This is a genomic window from Luteimonas sp. A482 (genome assembly GCF_054072655.1).
The window spans coordinates 1,170,144-1,184,786 of record NZ_JBSVRO010000001.1 but is presented as its reverse complement, the minus strand read 5'-3'; the positions used below and the strand labels follow the sequence as shown (position 1 = coordinate 1,184,786).

Genomic DNA, 14,643 nt, shown 5'->3' with positions numbered 1-14,643 from the left:
CCGCAAGTGCGATGCCAATCGCTCGCACCGCGCGCAAGCGATTGAATGCCCTGGATTTCCGGACTGCCGGATGCAGCAGCATGCGTCGACGCGCACGTTTTTCGCTGCAAGATGTTGCATCCACGCAACATCCACGGAGCGGCGCTGCGCGTGCAGGCGTTGTTTGCCATCGAAAAAGCCGCGCCGGGCGCGGAATCACCACCATCGCGACGGCGGGCGCGGCTGATTCATGGATGCAACATGCGAACGCGCAAATCGGGCGCAGTGGCGTTACCGGGTCACGTGCAAGGACGGGGAGACTTGCGACCCACCATCACGACGGTATTGCGCGCGTCCGCGTGCAACCCATTGGCTGGCGCCGGGATGCATGGCACTCACAACGTGGCCGCCCCGGACCCGCCTAGGCAGCGATCGCGAAAGCGGTCCGATGTTCCTAGAGCGCGTTGGCGGCGCGCACTTCGAAACCGGCGCGAAGCCTGCGGCCATCGGCCAGCTCCAGTTCGATCTCGAGCGATTCGCCCAGCGCCGTCGTCGCGCGGGGCTGCATCAGCATCAGGTGCAGGCCGCCGGGGGCAAGCGTCGCGGTCGCGCCGGCCGGCACGTCGAGCGTGTCGACGTGGCGCATGCGGCTCACGCCGTCCACGCGCGTGGTCTCGTGCAGTTCCACCGAGCCGAACGCCGGGCTGCTGGCGGACACGACCGTGACCGGCGCCGCGCACGGGTTCCGGATCTGCGCGAAGCCCGCCATCATCGGCATCGCCATCGGCGGCTGGCGGATCCAGCCCGATTCCAGCAGCGGGACGCAGTCATCGGCGCGCACCGTCGCCGGAAGCGCAAGCAGCAGCGCCGACAGGAGCAGAACGATAGGACTTTGCATGACCACTATGATAGCGGCCTTCCATGCACCGGGCCTTGCGCCATGATCGAACGCAGCCAGCACGACGGCATCCACGAACTCCGCCTCGCGCGTCCGCCGGTGAACGCACTCAACCCTGAGCTGTGCGGGCTGCTGGTCGAATCGGTCGCCGCGGCCGTCGCCGATGGTGCCCGCGGCATCGTCCTCAGCGGCGGGCCCGGCGCCTTCTCCGCCGGCCTGGACGTGCCACACCTGCTGACCCTGGATGCGGCGGGCCTGCACGCAGCCTGGCAGGGCTTCATCGATGCGGCGCGGGCGCTGGCGCAATCCCCGGTGCCGGTCGTGGCGGCACTCAATGGACACGCGCCCGCGGGCGGCTGCGTGCTGGCGCTGTGCTGCGACTACCGGGTGATGGCGGAAGGTGACTACCGCATCGGACTCAACGAGACCCAGGTCGGCCTGGTCGCGCCCGAGGGCATCCAGCGGCTGATTCGTCGCGTGGTCGGGCCGCACCGCGCCGAGCGCCTGCTGGTGGCGGGCGAGATGGTCGATGCGCAGCGCGCCCTCCGGATCGGACTGGTCGATGAACTCGCCGCGATCGGGGACGTGCCGCAGCGCGCCCACGCCTGGCTGGCGCAACTGCTGGCGCTGCCGCGCAAGCCGATGCTGGCGACGCGCGCGATCGCGCGCGCCGACGTCATCGACGCACTGCGACCGGAGCTGCTCGACCTCGACCGCTTCGTCGCCTCCTGGAACGACCCGGACACGCAGTCGGCGCTGCGCGCCCTGCTGGCGAAGCTCGGCAAATAGATCGTCCGGTCGGCCCAAGCTGCCGCGCGCTTTGCGGGTCTGGTCCCTGGTCCCGCCCGCCGCGGCTCAATCCTCGCCCGTGGCGACCGACCGTGAGGGATCGCTGATCCATCCGCTCCATGACCCGGTGAACAGCCGAGCCCCGTGCAGGCCTGCGTGCTCGAGCGCCAGCAGATGGTGGCAGGCGGTGACGCCCGACCCGCACATGGCCACGAGTTCCTGCGCCTCACGCCCGTCCAGCAGCGCTTCGAATTCGGACCGCAGCTGCGCCGCGGACTTGAAGCGACCGTCTTCCAGGTTGGCCGCGTAGGGACGGTTGACCGCACCTGGCACATGGCCTGCCACCGCATCGAGCGGTTCGACCTGGCCGCGGAAACGCTCCGGCGCGCGTGCGTCGACCAGCAAGCCGCTGTGGTCGAGATGTCGGCCCGTCGCGTCGGCATCGAGCAGCCTGGCCGCGTCGAACACCGCTTCATAAGGCGCATGCGCAGGCGACGGCAGGTCGGCATCGACCGGCAGGCCGAGCGCGATCCAGCGCGCCCAGCCGCCGTCGAGCACGGCCACCGATTCGTGACCCAGCATCCGCAGCAGGCACCACAGGCGCGCGGCGAACGCGCCATCGCCGGCGTCATAGGCGACAACGCGGCTGCGCGGCGAGATACCCCAGGCCGAGAGCCGGCGGGTGAACGCATCCGCATCCGGCCAGGGATGGCGACCGCGGGACACCGAGGCGGCGCCGGACAGGTCGCGGTCCAGGTGCGCGTAGCGTGCACCGGGCACATGCGAGTCGCGGTATGCGCGCTCGCCCGCGCCCGGGTCGGCAAGGGAGAAGCGGCAGTCGAGGAGCACCATGTCGGCCTCGTCCAGCGCCGCGGCCACCGCTTCGGGCTGCACCAGCGTGGTCCATCCGCGAGCGTTCATCGCAGGGCCTCCAGACGTTGCCGCAGGTTGTACAGGATCGATGCGGTCACGCCCCATATCCGCTGCTCCGGCGCGCCCGGATATGGCGCATATTCGAGTACCGGACGCGGCCGGCCGCCAAACTCGATCCGCAGTTCGCGCAGATGCTGTCGCGCGAGCAGGAACGACAGCGGTACCTCGAACACCGCTGCGACCTCGGCCGGGTCAGGCCGCGCGACGAAGCCCGGATCGAGCTGCGCGATCAGCGGCACCACGCGATAGCCGGTGATCGTGCGCACCGGGTCCAGATAGCCAAGCGGGCGGGCCTGCGCCGGCGACAGGCCGATCTCCTCGCTGGCCTCGCGCAGCGCGGCACCGACCACCCCGGCGTCCTCCGGATCAACTCGTCCGCCCGGCAGGCTGACCTGCCCCGCGTGCAGCCGCAGCCCGTCGTTGCGCCGCGTGAGCAATACGTTGAGGCCGTCGTGACGCTCCACCAGCCCGAGCAGCACGGCCGCAACCAGCGGCGGACGCGGCTCGAGCAGGCCATCAAGTTCGGCCAGGTTCCATTCCGGTCCGACCGGGTCGGCACCCAGCGGATGCGCCGCCCGCACGATCTCGTCCAGATGCGCCATCGCCACGATCACGCCCTCCGCTGCGCTTCGCGCCGCGGCAGTTCGTCGTCCATCAGCCGCGTGCGCTCATCGTCATCCATCCGCGCCCAGTGCGTGATCTCGGCAACGTTGCGGTGGCAACCCATGCATAGACCATCCGCGTCGAGCGTGCACACGCCGGTACAGGGGCTGGGAATTGCGCGAACGAATGCACTCATCTGGATACCACAGGTGGCCTTGGGCCGGAAAGCACAACGCCGGCGGGAAGCCGGCGTTGGGTGATTACGGAAGCGGCTGGCCGGTGGGCGAGCTGACGCGGCATGCGCGTCAGTGAACCCCGCGCTGCGCGGAGATCCCTCGCCTGCGGCTCGGGATGATTGAAAGCCGCGCTGCGCGGAGATCCCTCGCCTGCGGCTCGGGATGATTGAAAGCCGCGCTGCGCGCGGCTTTCAATCACTTGACGCTGACGAGCTTGACGTCGAACACGACCGCCTGGTTGGCCATGCGCCCGGCGCGCATGTCGGTGCCGTAGGCCTTGTCGCCCGGCAACACCACTTCCCAGCGGGCGCCGGCCGGCATCTGCAGCAGTGCCTCGCGCAGGCCCACCAGCGGGATCTGGCTGATCTTCATCGTCACCGGACCAGCCTGCTGGCCTTCCTGCGCCTGCGCGGTGTCGACAAACACGGTGCCGTCGGGCAGCGAGCCCTTGTAGTTGAGCTGCACGTCGCTGGCCTGGGTCGGCTTGGCGCCGCTGCCGTTCTCGACCACGCGGTACTGCACGGTGCTACCCGGCACAGTCTGCACGCCGGCCTTGGCGCGGTTCTGCGCAAGGAAGGCATCGCTCTGGGCCTTGTTGTCGGTCGACAGCTTGGCGAACTCGGCCTCCATCTTGGCCTGCTGCCGCTTCTGCATGTTCTCGACCGCGGCCTTGAGCTGGTCGACGGGCACCGTCGGCTGCTTCTTGGCGTACGCGTCCTGGATCGCCTTGATCACGGTGTTGACGTCGACCGCCTCGCCGCGCGCGGTCAGCTCCGCCAACTCGACGCCGGTGTTGAAGCCGATGGCATAGCTCAGCTTGCCTTTCTCGGATGTGGTGTCCTGGGCGGAAGCCGCCGCGGAGACCAGGGTGATTGCCGCGAGGGAGGCGGCAAGCAGTCGCAATTTCATTCGGTCACTCTCCAGGGGATTTACGGTCGGCCAGTGGACCGGCCCGGACACGACAGGGGGCGGTCGAGCCGCCCCCTAGTGGACGCGCTAGGATAACGGCCGGCGGGCTTAACCGCCACTGACGCCACCCATCCGACCCGTCCCGGATCGACAAGTTCAACGCCGGGCGCCGGGCACCCGTCTTCACGTCCCTGACCATGACCAACTCTCCCCTGCTGATCGACGACCGCGGCGCCGTGCGCGTCATCGCCCTCAATCGCCCCGAGCGCCTGAACGCGCTGGACTCCGCCACCATCGAAGCCCTGCTGGCCGCGGCCGATGCCGCCGCGGCCGATCCGTCGGTGCGCGTGGTGGTGCTGACCGGTGCCGGCCCCAAGGCCTTCGTGGCGGGCGCCGACATCTCCGAGATGTCGGGCCTGACGCCGAGCGAGGGCCGCGACTTCGCCTTGCGCGGCCAGCGCATGATGCGCCGGTTCGAGACCCTGCCCAAGCCGGTGATCGCGATGGTCAACGGCTTTGCCCTGGGCGGCGGGCTGGAGCTGGCGATGTGCTGCCATCTGCGCATCGCGGCCGACACCGCGAAGCTCGGCCAGCCCGAGATCAACCTCGGCCTGGTTCCAGGCTTCGGTGGGACCCAGCGCCTGCTGCGCCTGGCCGGGCGTGCCGCGGCGCTGGAGCTGTGCCTGACCGGCACGCCGATCGATGCCGCGCGCGCCCTGCAGCTGGGTATCGTCAACCGGGTGGTGCCGGCCGCGGAGCTGGAGGCGGCGACAATGGCGCTGGCCACGCAGCTGGCGGCGGCGGCACCGCTGGCGCTGCGCGGGATCCTCGATTGCATCAACACCGGCGGCGAATGCGGCATCGAGGAAGGCCTCGCCTACGAGGCGGCGCAGTTCGGCCTGGTGTTTTCCACCGACGACATGCGCGAGGGCACATCCGCCTTCCTCGACAAGCGCAAGCCGGAATTCCGCGGGCGCTGAGCTACCGACGTGACGCGCCCCATCCCTGGCCCTGCCGCGCCGCCGCCTGCCGCGGCCGCCCTCGACGCGGGACACATCGCCGCGCTGATCCTGGCCGACGACCTCGACGCGGCCCTGGAAGCGGGACTGATGGAATTCGTCGACGACCCGGCGCTTGCGCCGCCCGCGCGCGCGCTGATCCTCGCCACGCAGCGTCGCCTGCGCGAGGCCTGGGACGCGCGCGAGCGCTACCGGGCACGCGAAGCGCGCCCGGCCAGGCGCAAGGCGGCGCGGGACACGCGCCGCGGTCCCGCGACCGCTGCCCTCGCCGGCACGCCCGCGCTGCCGCCGGCCGCAGCCGCTGCGCTGGCCCGGGCAAAGGCACGGGCAGGATCGTCGTGACCCGACCGCCTGCGCGGCGCAAGCCGGCGCGCCGGCTGCAGCGCAGCCGCCTGTCCGCCGCCGAGGTGCACGAGATGTTCGCGCGGCTCGCCGGGATCGACCCCTCGCCGACCACCGAACTCGAGTACACCACGCCATTCGAACTGCTGGTCGCGGTGGTGCTGTCCGCGCAGGCCACCGACGTCGGCGTCAACAAGGCCACGCGTCGCCTGTATTCGGTCGCCAATACGCCGCAGGCCATCCTCGAGCTCGGCGAAGAGGAACTGAAGCGGCACATCTCGACCATCGGCCTGTTCAACGCCAAGGCCAGGAACGTGATCGCGCTGTGCCGCATCCTGGTCGAACAGCATGGCGGCGAGGTGCCGCACGCGCGCGAGGCGCTGGAGGCGCTGCCGGGGGTCGGACGCAAGACCGCCAACGTGGTGCTCAACACGGTGTTCGGCGAGGGCACGATCGCGGTCGACACCCACATCTTCCGCGTGGCCAACCGCACCGGCCTGGCGCCAGGCAAGGATGTGCGCGCGGTCGAGGATGGGCTGATGAAGGTGGTGCCGGGGGAATTTCTGCTGGGCGCGCATCACTGGCTGATCCTGCACGGCCGCTACGTCTGCAAGGCGCGCAAACCCGACTGCCCGCACTGCGTGATCCGCGACCTGTGCCGCTACCCGGACAAGACGCCTCCCGCGTAAGGCGCCGGCGGCCGCGTCATCGCTGTGGCCGGGGATGTCCTCGGCGGCTTGCTGAATCCGTTCATCTACACAAGGGGGGACGCCGGGCATCCATCGCACCGGCTCCGGCATGCATCTGGCCGGCATCCGCCGCCCTCAGAGCCGCCATGCCGACCATGCCCAAGCCAGACTCCGCCAAACGCCAGCGCCGCGACGCCACTCCATCCCGGCGCCGTGTTGCGCCCGCATCGACCGGAGTCCGCTGAGCATGTGCGGGCTGGCGGGTTTCGCGGGCGAGGTGGCGGCGACGCCGCAGGACCGCCTCGACCTGCAGCGCATGATCGCAACGCTGCACCATCGCGGCCCCGACGCCACCGGCTTCCATCTCGCGCCGGGCGTCGGCCTGGCCCACGCACGGCTGTCGATCATCGACCACGCCACCGGGCAGCAGCCCCTGCATGACGGCAGCGAATCGACCTGGACCGTATTCAACGGCGAGATCTTCAACTTCGTCGAACTGCGCGAGGAGCTGCGCAGGCAGGGGTATCGCTTCCGCACCAGTTCCGACACCGAGGTCATCGTCCACCTCTACCACCGCGACGGCGACCGGTTCGTGGAGCGCTTGAACGGGCAGTTCGCGATCGCGCTGTGGGATGCGCGGCGGCGACGCCTGCTGCTGGCGCGGGACCGCGCCGGCATCCGCCCGCTCTACCACGCCACGGCGCGCGGCAGGCGCTGGTTCGCCTCCGAGGTCAAGGCGCTGCTGGCGGTGCTGCCGGAATGCGCGCAGCTGGATCCGGACGGGCTGGTGCAGGCGCTGACGCTGTGGGGACCCAGCGATCCGGACACGCTGTTCTCCGGGGTGAGCAGCCTGCCGCCCGGACACCTGCTGGCGATCGAGGCCGACGGCCGCGAAACGCTCACGCGCTACTGGGACTGGCAATTCCCCGACGCCGGCGCGGCTTCGCCCTTCGCGGCGTTCGACGATGCCGTGGTCGAGCTGCGCGAACTTCTGCTCGACGCGGTGCGCCTGCAGCTGCGCGCCGACGTCCCGGTGGGCGCCTACCTCAGCGGTGGGCTGGATTCTTCGGGGATCGTGGCCCTCGCCAAGCAGGCCGGCATCGCTTCGGTTCGCACGTTCTCGGTCACCTTCGACGATGCCGAGTTCGACGAGCGCGAACAGCAGCAGACCATGGTGCGGCATCTGGGCACCGAGCACACCACGCTGCACTGCACCCGCCGCGACATTGCCGACGCATTCCCCACGCTGGTCCGCCACGCGGAAGCGCCGGTGCTGCGCACCGCCCCGGTGCCATTGATGCTGCTGGCGGGCGAGGTGCGCCGGTCCGGCTACAAGGTGGTGCTGACCGGCGAAGGCGCCGACGAGGTGTTCGCCGGCTACGACCTGTTCAAGGAGGCGAAGGTCCGGCGGTTCTGGGCTCGTCGCCCGGACTCGGCCTGGCGCCACCTGCTGCTGGGGCGTCTGTACGGCTACCTCGGGCACTCGCCGGTCGGCACGCCCGGCTTCGCCCGCGCCTTCTTCGCGCAGGGCATGGAGCACATCGACCGCCCGGTGTTCGCACATGCGCCACGCTGGGCCACCTCGCGGCGGGCGCTCGCCTTCCTGGCGCCGGAACTGCAGGCGCGCGCGATGGCATTCGACCCGCTCGCGTTCCAGGAGAGCCGGCTGCCGGAGGATGTGTCGCGATGGGCACCGCTGTCGCGTGACCAGTACGTCGAGGCCAAGTCGCTGATGGCGGGCTACCTGCTTTCCTCGCAGGGCGACCGGGTCGCGATGGCCAATTCGGTCGAGGGCCGGTTTCCGTTCCTCGACCATCGCGTCATCGAGTTCGGCAATCGCCTGCCGCCGCACTGGAAGCTGCGCGGCCTGACCGAGAAGCACATCCTGCGCAAGGCGCTGGCTCCATTGCTGCCGCGCGAGATCGCCAACCGCACCAAGCAACCCTACCGGGCGCCGGATGCAAGCAGCTTCTTCGACAACGGCCGGCCGGCCGACTATGTCGACGAACTGCTCTCTCCCGCGCGCATCCGCGACGCGGGCTGCTTCGATGCCGGCAAGGTCGGAATGTTGTTCGAAAAGTGCAGGCGCGGACGCGCCGTCGGCTTCGGCGACAACCAGGCCTTCGTCGGCATCCTGTCGACGATGCTGCTGCACGACACCTTCATCCGCCGTCGCGACACGGCGGCGCCAAGCTTGCGTGCCACTGGAACGGAGTGAGACATGACTGAAACCGCCGTCCGCGAAAAGATCCGCGGCCACATCATGGAAAACCTGATGTTCACCGACGACCCCGCGCGCCTGCCGGATGACGCGTCGCTGCTGGACATGGGCGTCATCGACTCCACCGGCGTGCTGGAGCTGGTGCTGCTGATGGAGGAGAACTTCTCGCTGCAGGTGCAGGACGCCGCGATCGTGCCGGACAACTTCGATTCGGTGGACCGCATGGTCTCGTTCGTGCTCCGCTCGAAACCGGCATGACCCTGCCAGACGCGTACGCAGCCCGGCTGCAGCGGCTGCGGCAGGACTGGCAGCCGATCCCGGACAAGCCCGAGGAAACCGCGGAAAACACTCTGCTTGCGCTGTGCTGGACCGCGGCCGGCTCGCCGCGCTCCGCCGTCGCTGCCGACGCATCCGCGATGCTGCCATCGTTGGATGCGGACGCGCAGCGCCGGCTGGATCATCTGATCGACAGCCGCATGGCCGGGGTACCGCTCGCCCACCTCACCGGCCGCCAGCACTTCCTCGGACTGGAACTGATGGCGGGGCCGGATGCGCTGATTCCGCGCGCGGAAACCGAGCTGCTGGGGCGCGCCGTGATCGGCCTGGCGCAGGAGATCGCCGCCACGCTTGCGGTCGATGTGTGCACCGGCTGCGGCAATCTTGCCCTCGCGTTGGCCCACCATGTCGACGGCGTCCAGGTGCACGGCGCCGACCTCAGCGTGCAATCGATCGAACTCGCGCGCCGCAACGCCGCGATGCTGGGCCTGGAGGGACGCACCGGGTTCCGCAGCGGCGACCTGCTCGCGCCTTTCGACGCACGGGAATTTGCGGGCAGCGTCGATCTCATCGTGTGCAATCCGCCATACATCAGCAGCGGCAAGGTCGCGGCGATGGCGCCGGAGATTTCAGCGCACGAGCCGCGGCTGGCCTTCGACGGCGGGACGCTGGGCGTGTCCATCCTCACCCGGCTCATGCACGAAGCGCCACGGTTCCTGCGCAGCGGCGGCTGGCTGGCGTTCGAGGTGGGCGCCGGACAGGGAGCTGCCATGGCGCGCAGGCTGCGCAACGATGCCGCCTGGGATGAGGTGCGCGAACACAGGGATGCCGGCGGCGTGGTGCGCGCGGTGCTGGCACGTCGCGGCAAGCTCGAGGAGGTGGTGGCGTGAGTGGACTGGACTGGAACGTTCTGGACATCGACTACGAAAGTGAGGCCGACCGCATCTGCGCAGGGCTGCGCGAAGCGGTGGCAACGCAGCTGCGCCGGCGCGGCCTGGTGGTGGCGATCTCCGGCGGCATCGACAGTTCGGTGTGCGCGGCGCTGGCGGTGCGTGCCCTGGGCGCGACCAAGGTGCATTGCCTGATCCTGCCCGAGCGCGATTCCGACCCCGACAGCGCCGCGCGTGCGGCGCTGCTGGCCGACTCCTTGAGCGTGCACGCCGAGACCTTCGACATCGCGCCGGCGCTCGAAGCCATCGGCGCCTACGCGGCGCGCGATGCCGCGGTGCGCACCGTGCTTCCGGAGTACGGCGACGACTGGAAAATGAAGCTGGCGATCGCCGGCGGCAGCGAGGGCGCGATCAACCGCTTCCGCCTGGTCGCGCGCTCGCCGGACGGCGCCCTGCACGAACGCGAGCTGCGCCTGCACGAGTACCTGACGATCGTGGCGGCGACCAGCTACAAGCAGCGCCTGCGCAAGACCATCGAGTACTTCCACGCCGACCGCCTGCACTACGCCGTGGTCGGCACGCCCAACCGGCTGGAGTACGACCAGGGTTTCTTCGTCAAGAATGGCGACGGGTCGGCCGACATCAAGCCGATCGCGCACCTGTACAAGACCCAGGTCTACGGCATGGCGCGCCACCTCGGGCTGCCAGAACGGCTGTGCAGCGCGCAGCCGACCACCGACACCTACAGCCTCGAGCAGGGCCAGGACGAGTTCTACTTCGCCCTGCCCTACCGGTCCATGGACCTCGCGCTGTGGGCGCTCGAACAAGGCCTCGATGCTGAAGTGTTGGCGCAGGCCATCGGCGTCACCCCGGCGCAGGCGGCGGCAGTCTACGAGGACATCGTCCGCAAGCGGCGCACCACACGCCCGCTGCACATGCGTCCTGTGCTGCTGGGCGAGGTCGCGGTCGGGACAGACATCGCATGAGCGCCGCCGCCGAAGGCAACGGTTACCGGGTCGAAGATGGCGACATCGCGCGCGAAGGCGACGCGGCCATCGCGGTGTGGCGCGCCAGCCTGGGCGGCAGCGAGGGGCGTGCGGCCAAGTTCGAATGGTTCTACCGTGCCGCTCCCGAGGGCGCCCAGCTGCAGGTCCTGCGCCCCGGGCCGGGCCAGGAGATCGTGGGAACCGCGGGCGTCGGCTGGCGCCGCATGCGCGCCGGCGAGCGCGCCCTGCGCGGCGGCCTGCTTGCGGACATGGCGGTGCTCGCGGGTCACCGCACGCTCGGCCCGGCCATGCAGCTGCAGCGCGCGGCCAGCGAACGCGCACTGGCGACGGGCGATCTGGTCTACGGGTTTCCCAATGCCAACGCCGTGCCGGTGGTGAGGCGGCTTGGCTACGTCCACATCGGCGACATGGTGCTCTATGTCCGCGCCCTGCGACACGCGCCCTACCTCGAGCGCAAGCTGCCCAGGCCGCTCGCACGCATGCTGGGCAGCGCCGTCGACGGCGCGTTTGCGATCCGCGACCTGCTGCGCAACGCGCATCGCGGCCGACTGCATGCGGACTGGAGCCGGACGCCGCACGACCTGCCGCATCCGCGCTGGTCACATCCAGGCATGCTCGAAGGCGTGCGCGACCGGGCGGTGCTCGAATGGCGTTTTGCCCACAGCCCGCTGGCGGTGTTCCGGTTCCTCTATCTTCGCCGCAGCGCCGAGGCGCCGCCCATCGCATGGTTTGCATGCCATCGCGACGGTGATGTGTTGCGCATCGCGGATTTCGGCTTCGAGCCCGGGGCGTCCGTGCCGCACTGCATCGCGCGGCTCGCCCAGGCCGCGGTCGCCGAGGGCTGCAGGTCGCTGGCCGTCGAATGCTGCCTGCCGGAGCAGGAACTCTCCGCGCTCCTGCGCAGCGGTTTCCGGGCGCGGCAGCGGCGTCCCATCTACGCGCGCTGGAAGGATGCAACGCAGGCCACGCCCGCGGTCCGGTTCACCGCGTTCGACGAAGACGAGTAGGCCAGGCACAAAGACGAACCGGGCGCGGCTTTCGCTCGCGCCCGGTTCGCCGGCATCGCATCAGCAGGTGGCGTGTTACCAGGAGAACTGCGTGCGCAGCGCGTACTGCCCGGTCTCGTCGCCGGTGAAGCCGTTGTCGCCCTGCGTGTAGTTGAACATGAAGCGCAGGTTGGGATTGACGTAGTAGTTCACGCCGAGGATCCAGCTGCTGACGTCCAGCGCCTGGATGTCCTTGTTCTCGATCGAGTCGTAGCGCGCGGTCAGCTCCCACAGGCCGCGGTCGTCGACAGCCGCCGAGCCGAACACGCCGGTGCCGCCCTTGTAAGGCTTGTGGCCGCCGTTGAGGTGCCAGCTGCCCTGCAGGTACCAGCTGGCAACGTCCTGGTCGGGGCCGATCGGCTGGCCGAAGCTGGCGTTGGCGTATTCGCCCTGGAAGAACATCGGGCCGAACGAACCGGCGGCCTCGAGGCCGTAGGCCGTCACTTCATCGCCGCTGGCACCACTGACCGTTGCGATGGTCTGCGACGGGCCACGGCGGCCGGCATAGTTGACCGAGGCGCGCAGGTCGGCCGAGCCTTTGTTGGCGTTCTCCTGGCTCACCCAGCCGCCGAAGTGCAGGGTGCTTTCCGCGGTGTTGATCGGCGCGAACGTCGCGCGGCCCGCGTAGCCCACACCCTCGTTGCGCGTGCCGCTGGCGCCACGCAGGTTGAAGGCGCTGAAGCCGGCGGTGTAGCTGTCGCCCGCGCGCAGGTAGCCCACGCCCTGCTGGAACTGACGGCCGTTGAACAGGCCGGTGGCCGACGCGAACGGACGCTCCATCATCAGGATCTCGTTGGAGCTGGTCAGCTCCTCCATCGAGCGGTACGGCTTGAAGTGGCCGATGGTGACCTTGCCGCCCAGCGCGGACTTGGCGATGTAGACGTCGCGGAAGCCTTCCAGGCCACCGCCGGCGCCGAAGTCGTTCTCCATCTTGTAGTCCCAGCCGTAGGCCTTGCCCTGCAGGGTCAGGCGCGCGCGGCGGAACTCGGTGGTGCCGGTGGTATCGGCCTGGTCGCGATCGAAGGCATAGGCATCGAAATGGATGCGGCCGCCGATCGAGGCTTCGAACTTCTTGTCCGGCGAGGTGATCTTGATCCCGCCCTTGGTGGAGACGACCGGATTGGTCGTCGACATCTTGTCCAGGTTTTCCTGGGTGGCGACGTTGATGTCCGACTGCGCGTCGGTGCGCGTCTCCAGCTCTTCGACCTTGGCTGCGAGCGCCATGATCTGGGCCTTGAGCTCGGATACTTCGCGGTCCTGCGCCGACTGCGCGGCGGCGGTGAAGCTGGTCGAGCCGAGCGCGGTGGCAAGCGCGGCAGCGAGGATCGTGTGACGCATGTGATGGATTCCCGATGGTGAGTAGGAAGGAGGGTGCAGGCGACAAGAAGGGCGCGACACTGCGTCCGGAAGCACTTGGGCGGCGATGCATGGCCGCCCTGGCGTGCACAGAATGGGGCGGTTTGATTACGGGAAAATGACAGGACGGATGTGGCCGGCAACCACTGCAAGAGCGCGGTTCCGTAGCGCTGTCATGCAACCGTCATCGCAACGGCATCGGGCTGTCATCTCGCAGTCGTGCAATGGCGTCCGCAGCGGGACTCCTCCCGCATTGACTCCAGGGACTCCATGCACGCCATCCTCAAGACCTCGATCGCCGCGCTCGGCCTGTCGGCGGCCCTTGCCGCTTCCTCCGCATACGCCAACGACGCCACCGGCGCCGGCGCCTCCTTCGTGTATCCGGCCATCTCGCGCTGGTCGGCCGACTACCAGCAGGCCACCGGCAAGCAGATCAACTACCAGTCGATCGGCTCGGGCGGCGGTATCGCCCAGATCAAGGCGGCGACGGTGGACTTCGGTTCGTCCGACGCGCCGCTCAAGCCCGACGACCTGGCCAAGTCCGGCCTGGCGCAGTTCCCGTCGGTGATCGGCGGTGTGGTGCCGATCGTCAACCTGCAGGGCGTGCAGGCCGGCGCGATGAAGCTCGACGGCAAGACGCTCGCCGACATCTTCCTCGGCAAGATCACCATGTGGAACGATCCGGCCATCGTCGCGCTCAATGGCGGCGTTCCGCTGCCGGAAGCCAAGATCACCGTCGTCCACCGCTCCGACGGTTCGGGCACCAGCTTCAACTTCACCAACTACCTGTCCAAGGTCAGCTCCGGCTGGAAGGATGCAGTGGGTGAAGGCACCGCTGTGAAGTGGCCGGTCGGCATCGGCGGCAAGGGCAACGAGGGCGTCGCCGCCTACGTCAAGCAGATCAAGGGCGGCATCGGCTATGTCGAGCTGTCCTACGCGCTGCAGAACAAGCTGGCGTTCTCGCGCCTCCAGAACGCCGCCGGAAATTTCGTGAACCCCAGCGAAGAGACCTTCTCGGCGGCCGCCGCCAGCGCCGACTGGGCCACGACCCGCGACTTCCACCTGGTGATGACCAATGCGCCCGGCGAGAACGCCTGGCCGATCACCGCCACCAACTTCATCCTGATGCGCAAGCAGCCCAAGAACGCGGAAAGCGCGAAGAACGCGCGCGAGTTCTTCCGCTGGGTCTACGCCAACGGCGACGACCAGGCGCGTGCGCTCGGCTACGTGCCGCTGCCCGACTCGCTGGTGCGCCAGGTCGAAACCTACTGGACCACCGCGCTCCCTTACTGATCCGCCCTCCCTCTCTCCCTCGGCGATCTTCTTTGCGGGCCTTCGGGCCCGCTTTTTTTTGTTCCTTCTCCCATTCAAGGGGAGTCGGCCGGGTGGGCGGGATCAGGCCTGCGGCCCGGAATCGCCCCGGGTCGGGGGTTGCTCCTCGGCTCGGTCA

14 protein-coding genes and 1 pseudogene are annotated in these 14,643 nt (G+C 69.4%); 10 read left to right on the top strand and 5 right to left on the bottom strand.

Annotation, left to right across the window (positions count from 1 at the left end):
• Positions 1 to 433: 433 nt before the first annotated feature.
• Positions 434 to 877, bottom strand: coding sequence for a copper chaperone PCu(A)C (locus tag ACW5DW_RS05260; RefSeq protein ID WP_457017704.1), 444 nt, complete (start codon positions 875 to 877; stop codon positions 434 to 436).
• A 42-nt stretch (positions 878 to 919) separates the two neighbouring features.
• Between ACW5DW_RS05260 and ACW5DW_RS05255 the strand changes: the two genes are divergently transcribed.
• Positions 920 to 1,666, top strand: a complete 747-nt coding sequence (locus ACW5DW_RS05255) for an enoyl-CoA hydratase/isomerase family protein (RefSeq protein WP_457017703.1) — start codon at positions 920 to 922, stop codon at positions 1,664 to 1,666.
• 66 nt (positions 1,667 to 1,732) lie between these two features.
• Here the strand turns inward: ACW5DW_RS05255 and ACW5DW_RS05250 are convergent, their stop codons facing one another.
• From ACW5DW_RS05250 to ACW5DW_RS05240, 3 genes and pseudogenes are all read right to left on the bottom strand, one after another.
• Complete coding sequence (locus tag ACW5DW_RS05250; protein WP_457017702.1) at positions 1,733 to 2,587, bottom strand: sulfurtransferase; 855 nt, start codon at positions 2,585 to 2,587, stop codon at positions 1,733 to 1,735.
• Positions 2,584 to 3,398: pseudogene (locus ACW5DW_RS05245) on the bottom strand (NUDIX hydrolase). Before ACW5DW_RS05245 ends, ACW5DW_RS05250 begins: the two are co-directional and overlap by 4 nt.
• A gap of 235 nt (positions 3,399 to 3,633) precedes the next feature.
• Positions 3,634 to 4,347 carry an FKBP-type peptidyl-prolyl cis-trans isomerase N-terminal domain-containing protein gene (locus tag ACW5DW_RS05240; RefSeq protein WP_457017701.1) on the bottom strand — a complete coding sequence of 238 codons (714 nt, stop codon included), beginning with the start codon at positions 4,345 to 4,347 and terminating at the stop codon, positions 3,634 to 3,636.
• Positions 4,348 to 4,544: 197 nt separating this feature from the next.
• On the opposite strand from ACW5DW_RS05240, the gene ACW5DW_RS05235 reads away from it, so the two are divergent.
• The 8 genes from ACW5DW_RS05235 to ACW5DW_RS05200 all read left to right on the top strand — a co-directional run bounded on the left by ACW5DW_RS05235 (position 4,545) and on the right by ACW5DW_RS05200 (position 11,798).
• Positions 4,545 to 5,327: an enoyl-CoA hydratase/isomerase family protein gene (locus tag ACW5DW_RS05235; protein ID WP_457017700.1), complete on the top strand. Its 783-nt coding sequence runs from the start codon at positions 4,545 to 4,547 to the stop codon at positions 5,325 to 5,327.
• A 9-nt stretch (positions 5,328 to 5,336) separates the two neighbouring features.
• Positions 5,337 to 5,708, top strand: coding sequence for a hypothetical protein (locus tag ACW5DW_RS05230; protein WP_457017699.1), 372 nt, complete (start codon positions 5,337 to 5,339; stop codon positions 5,706 to 5,708).
• Between the two features lie 74 nt (positions 5,709 to 5,782).
• Entirely contained in the window at positions 5,783 to 6,397 is a 615-nt protein-coding gene (gene nth, locus ACW5DW_RS05225) for an endonuclease III (protein WP_457018409.1), read from the top strand.
• A gap of 247 nt (positions 6,398 to 6,644) precedes the next feature.
• A complete protein-coding gene (gene asnB, locus ACW5DW_RS05220; protein WP_457017698.1) occupies positions 6,645 to 8,615 on the top strand; it encodes an asparagine synthase (glutamine-hydrolyzing) in 1,971 nt (656 codons plus the stop codon).
• A gap of 3 nt (positions 8,616 to 8,618) precedes the next feature.
• Positions 8,619 to 8,876, top strand: coding sequence for an acyl carrier protein (locus ACW5DW_RS05215; RefSeq protein ID WP_457017697.1), 258 nt, complete (start codon positions 8,619 to 8,621; stop codon positions 8,874 to 8,876).
• Positions 8,873 to 9,784, top strand: coding sequence for a peptide chain release factor N(5)-glutamine methyltransferase (gene prmC / locus ACW5DW_RS05210; protein ID WP_457017696.1), 912 nt, complete (start codon positions 8,873 to 8,875; stop codon positions 9,782 to 9,784). Before ACW5DW_RS05215 ends, prmC begins: the two co-directional genes overlap by 4 nt.
• A complete protein-coding gene (gene nadE, locus ACW5DW_RS05205; protein ID WP_457017695.1) occupies positions 9,781 to 10,770 on the top strand; it encodes an NAD(+) synthase in 990 nt (329 codons plus the stop codon). Before prmC ends, nadE begins: the two co-directional genes overlap by 4 nt.
• On the top strand, positions 10,767 to 11,798 hold the full coding sequence (locus tag ACW5DW_RS05200) for a hypothetical protein (RefSeq protein ID WP_457017694.1): 1,032 nt from the start codon (positions 10,767 to 10,769) through the stop codon (positions 11,796 to 11,798). Before nadE ends, ACW5DW_RS05200 begins: the two co-directional genes overlap by 4 nt.
• Positions 11,799 to 11,873: 75 nt before the next feature.
• On the opposite strand, the gene ACW5DW_RS05195 is transcribed toward ACW5DW_RS05200, so the two are convergent.
• The gene (locus ACW5DW_RS05195; RefSeq protein ID WP_457017693.1) at positions 11,874 to 13,175 is read right to left on the bottom strand and encodes an OprO/OprP family phosphate-selective porin; all 1,302 of its coding nucleotides are present in this window, start codon (positions 13,173 to 13,175) and stop codon (positions 11,874 to 11,876) included.
• Between the two features lie 288 nt (positions 13,176 to 13,463).
• On the opposite strand from ACW5DW_RS05195, the gene pstS reads away from it, so the two are divergent.
• Positions 13,464 to 14,486 carry a phosphate ABC transporter substrate-binding protein PstS gene (gene pstS, locus ACW5DW_RS05190; protein ID WP_457017692.1) on the top strand — a complete coding sequence of 341 codons (1,023 nt, stop codon included), beginning with the start codon at positions 13,464 to 13,466 and terminating at the stop codon, positions 14,484 to 14,486.
• Positions 14,487 to 14,643: the final 157 nt, after the last annotated feature.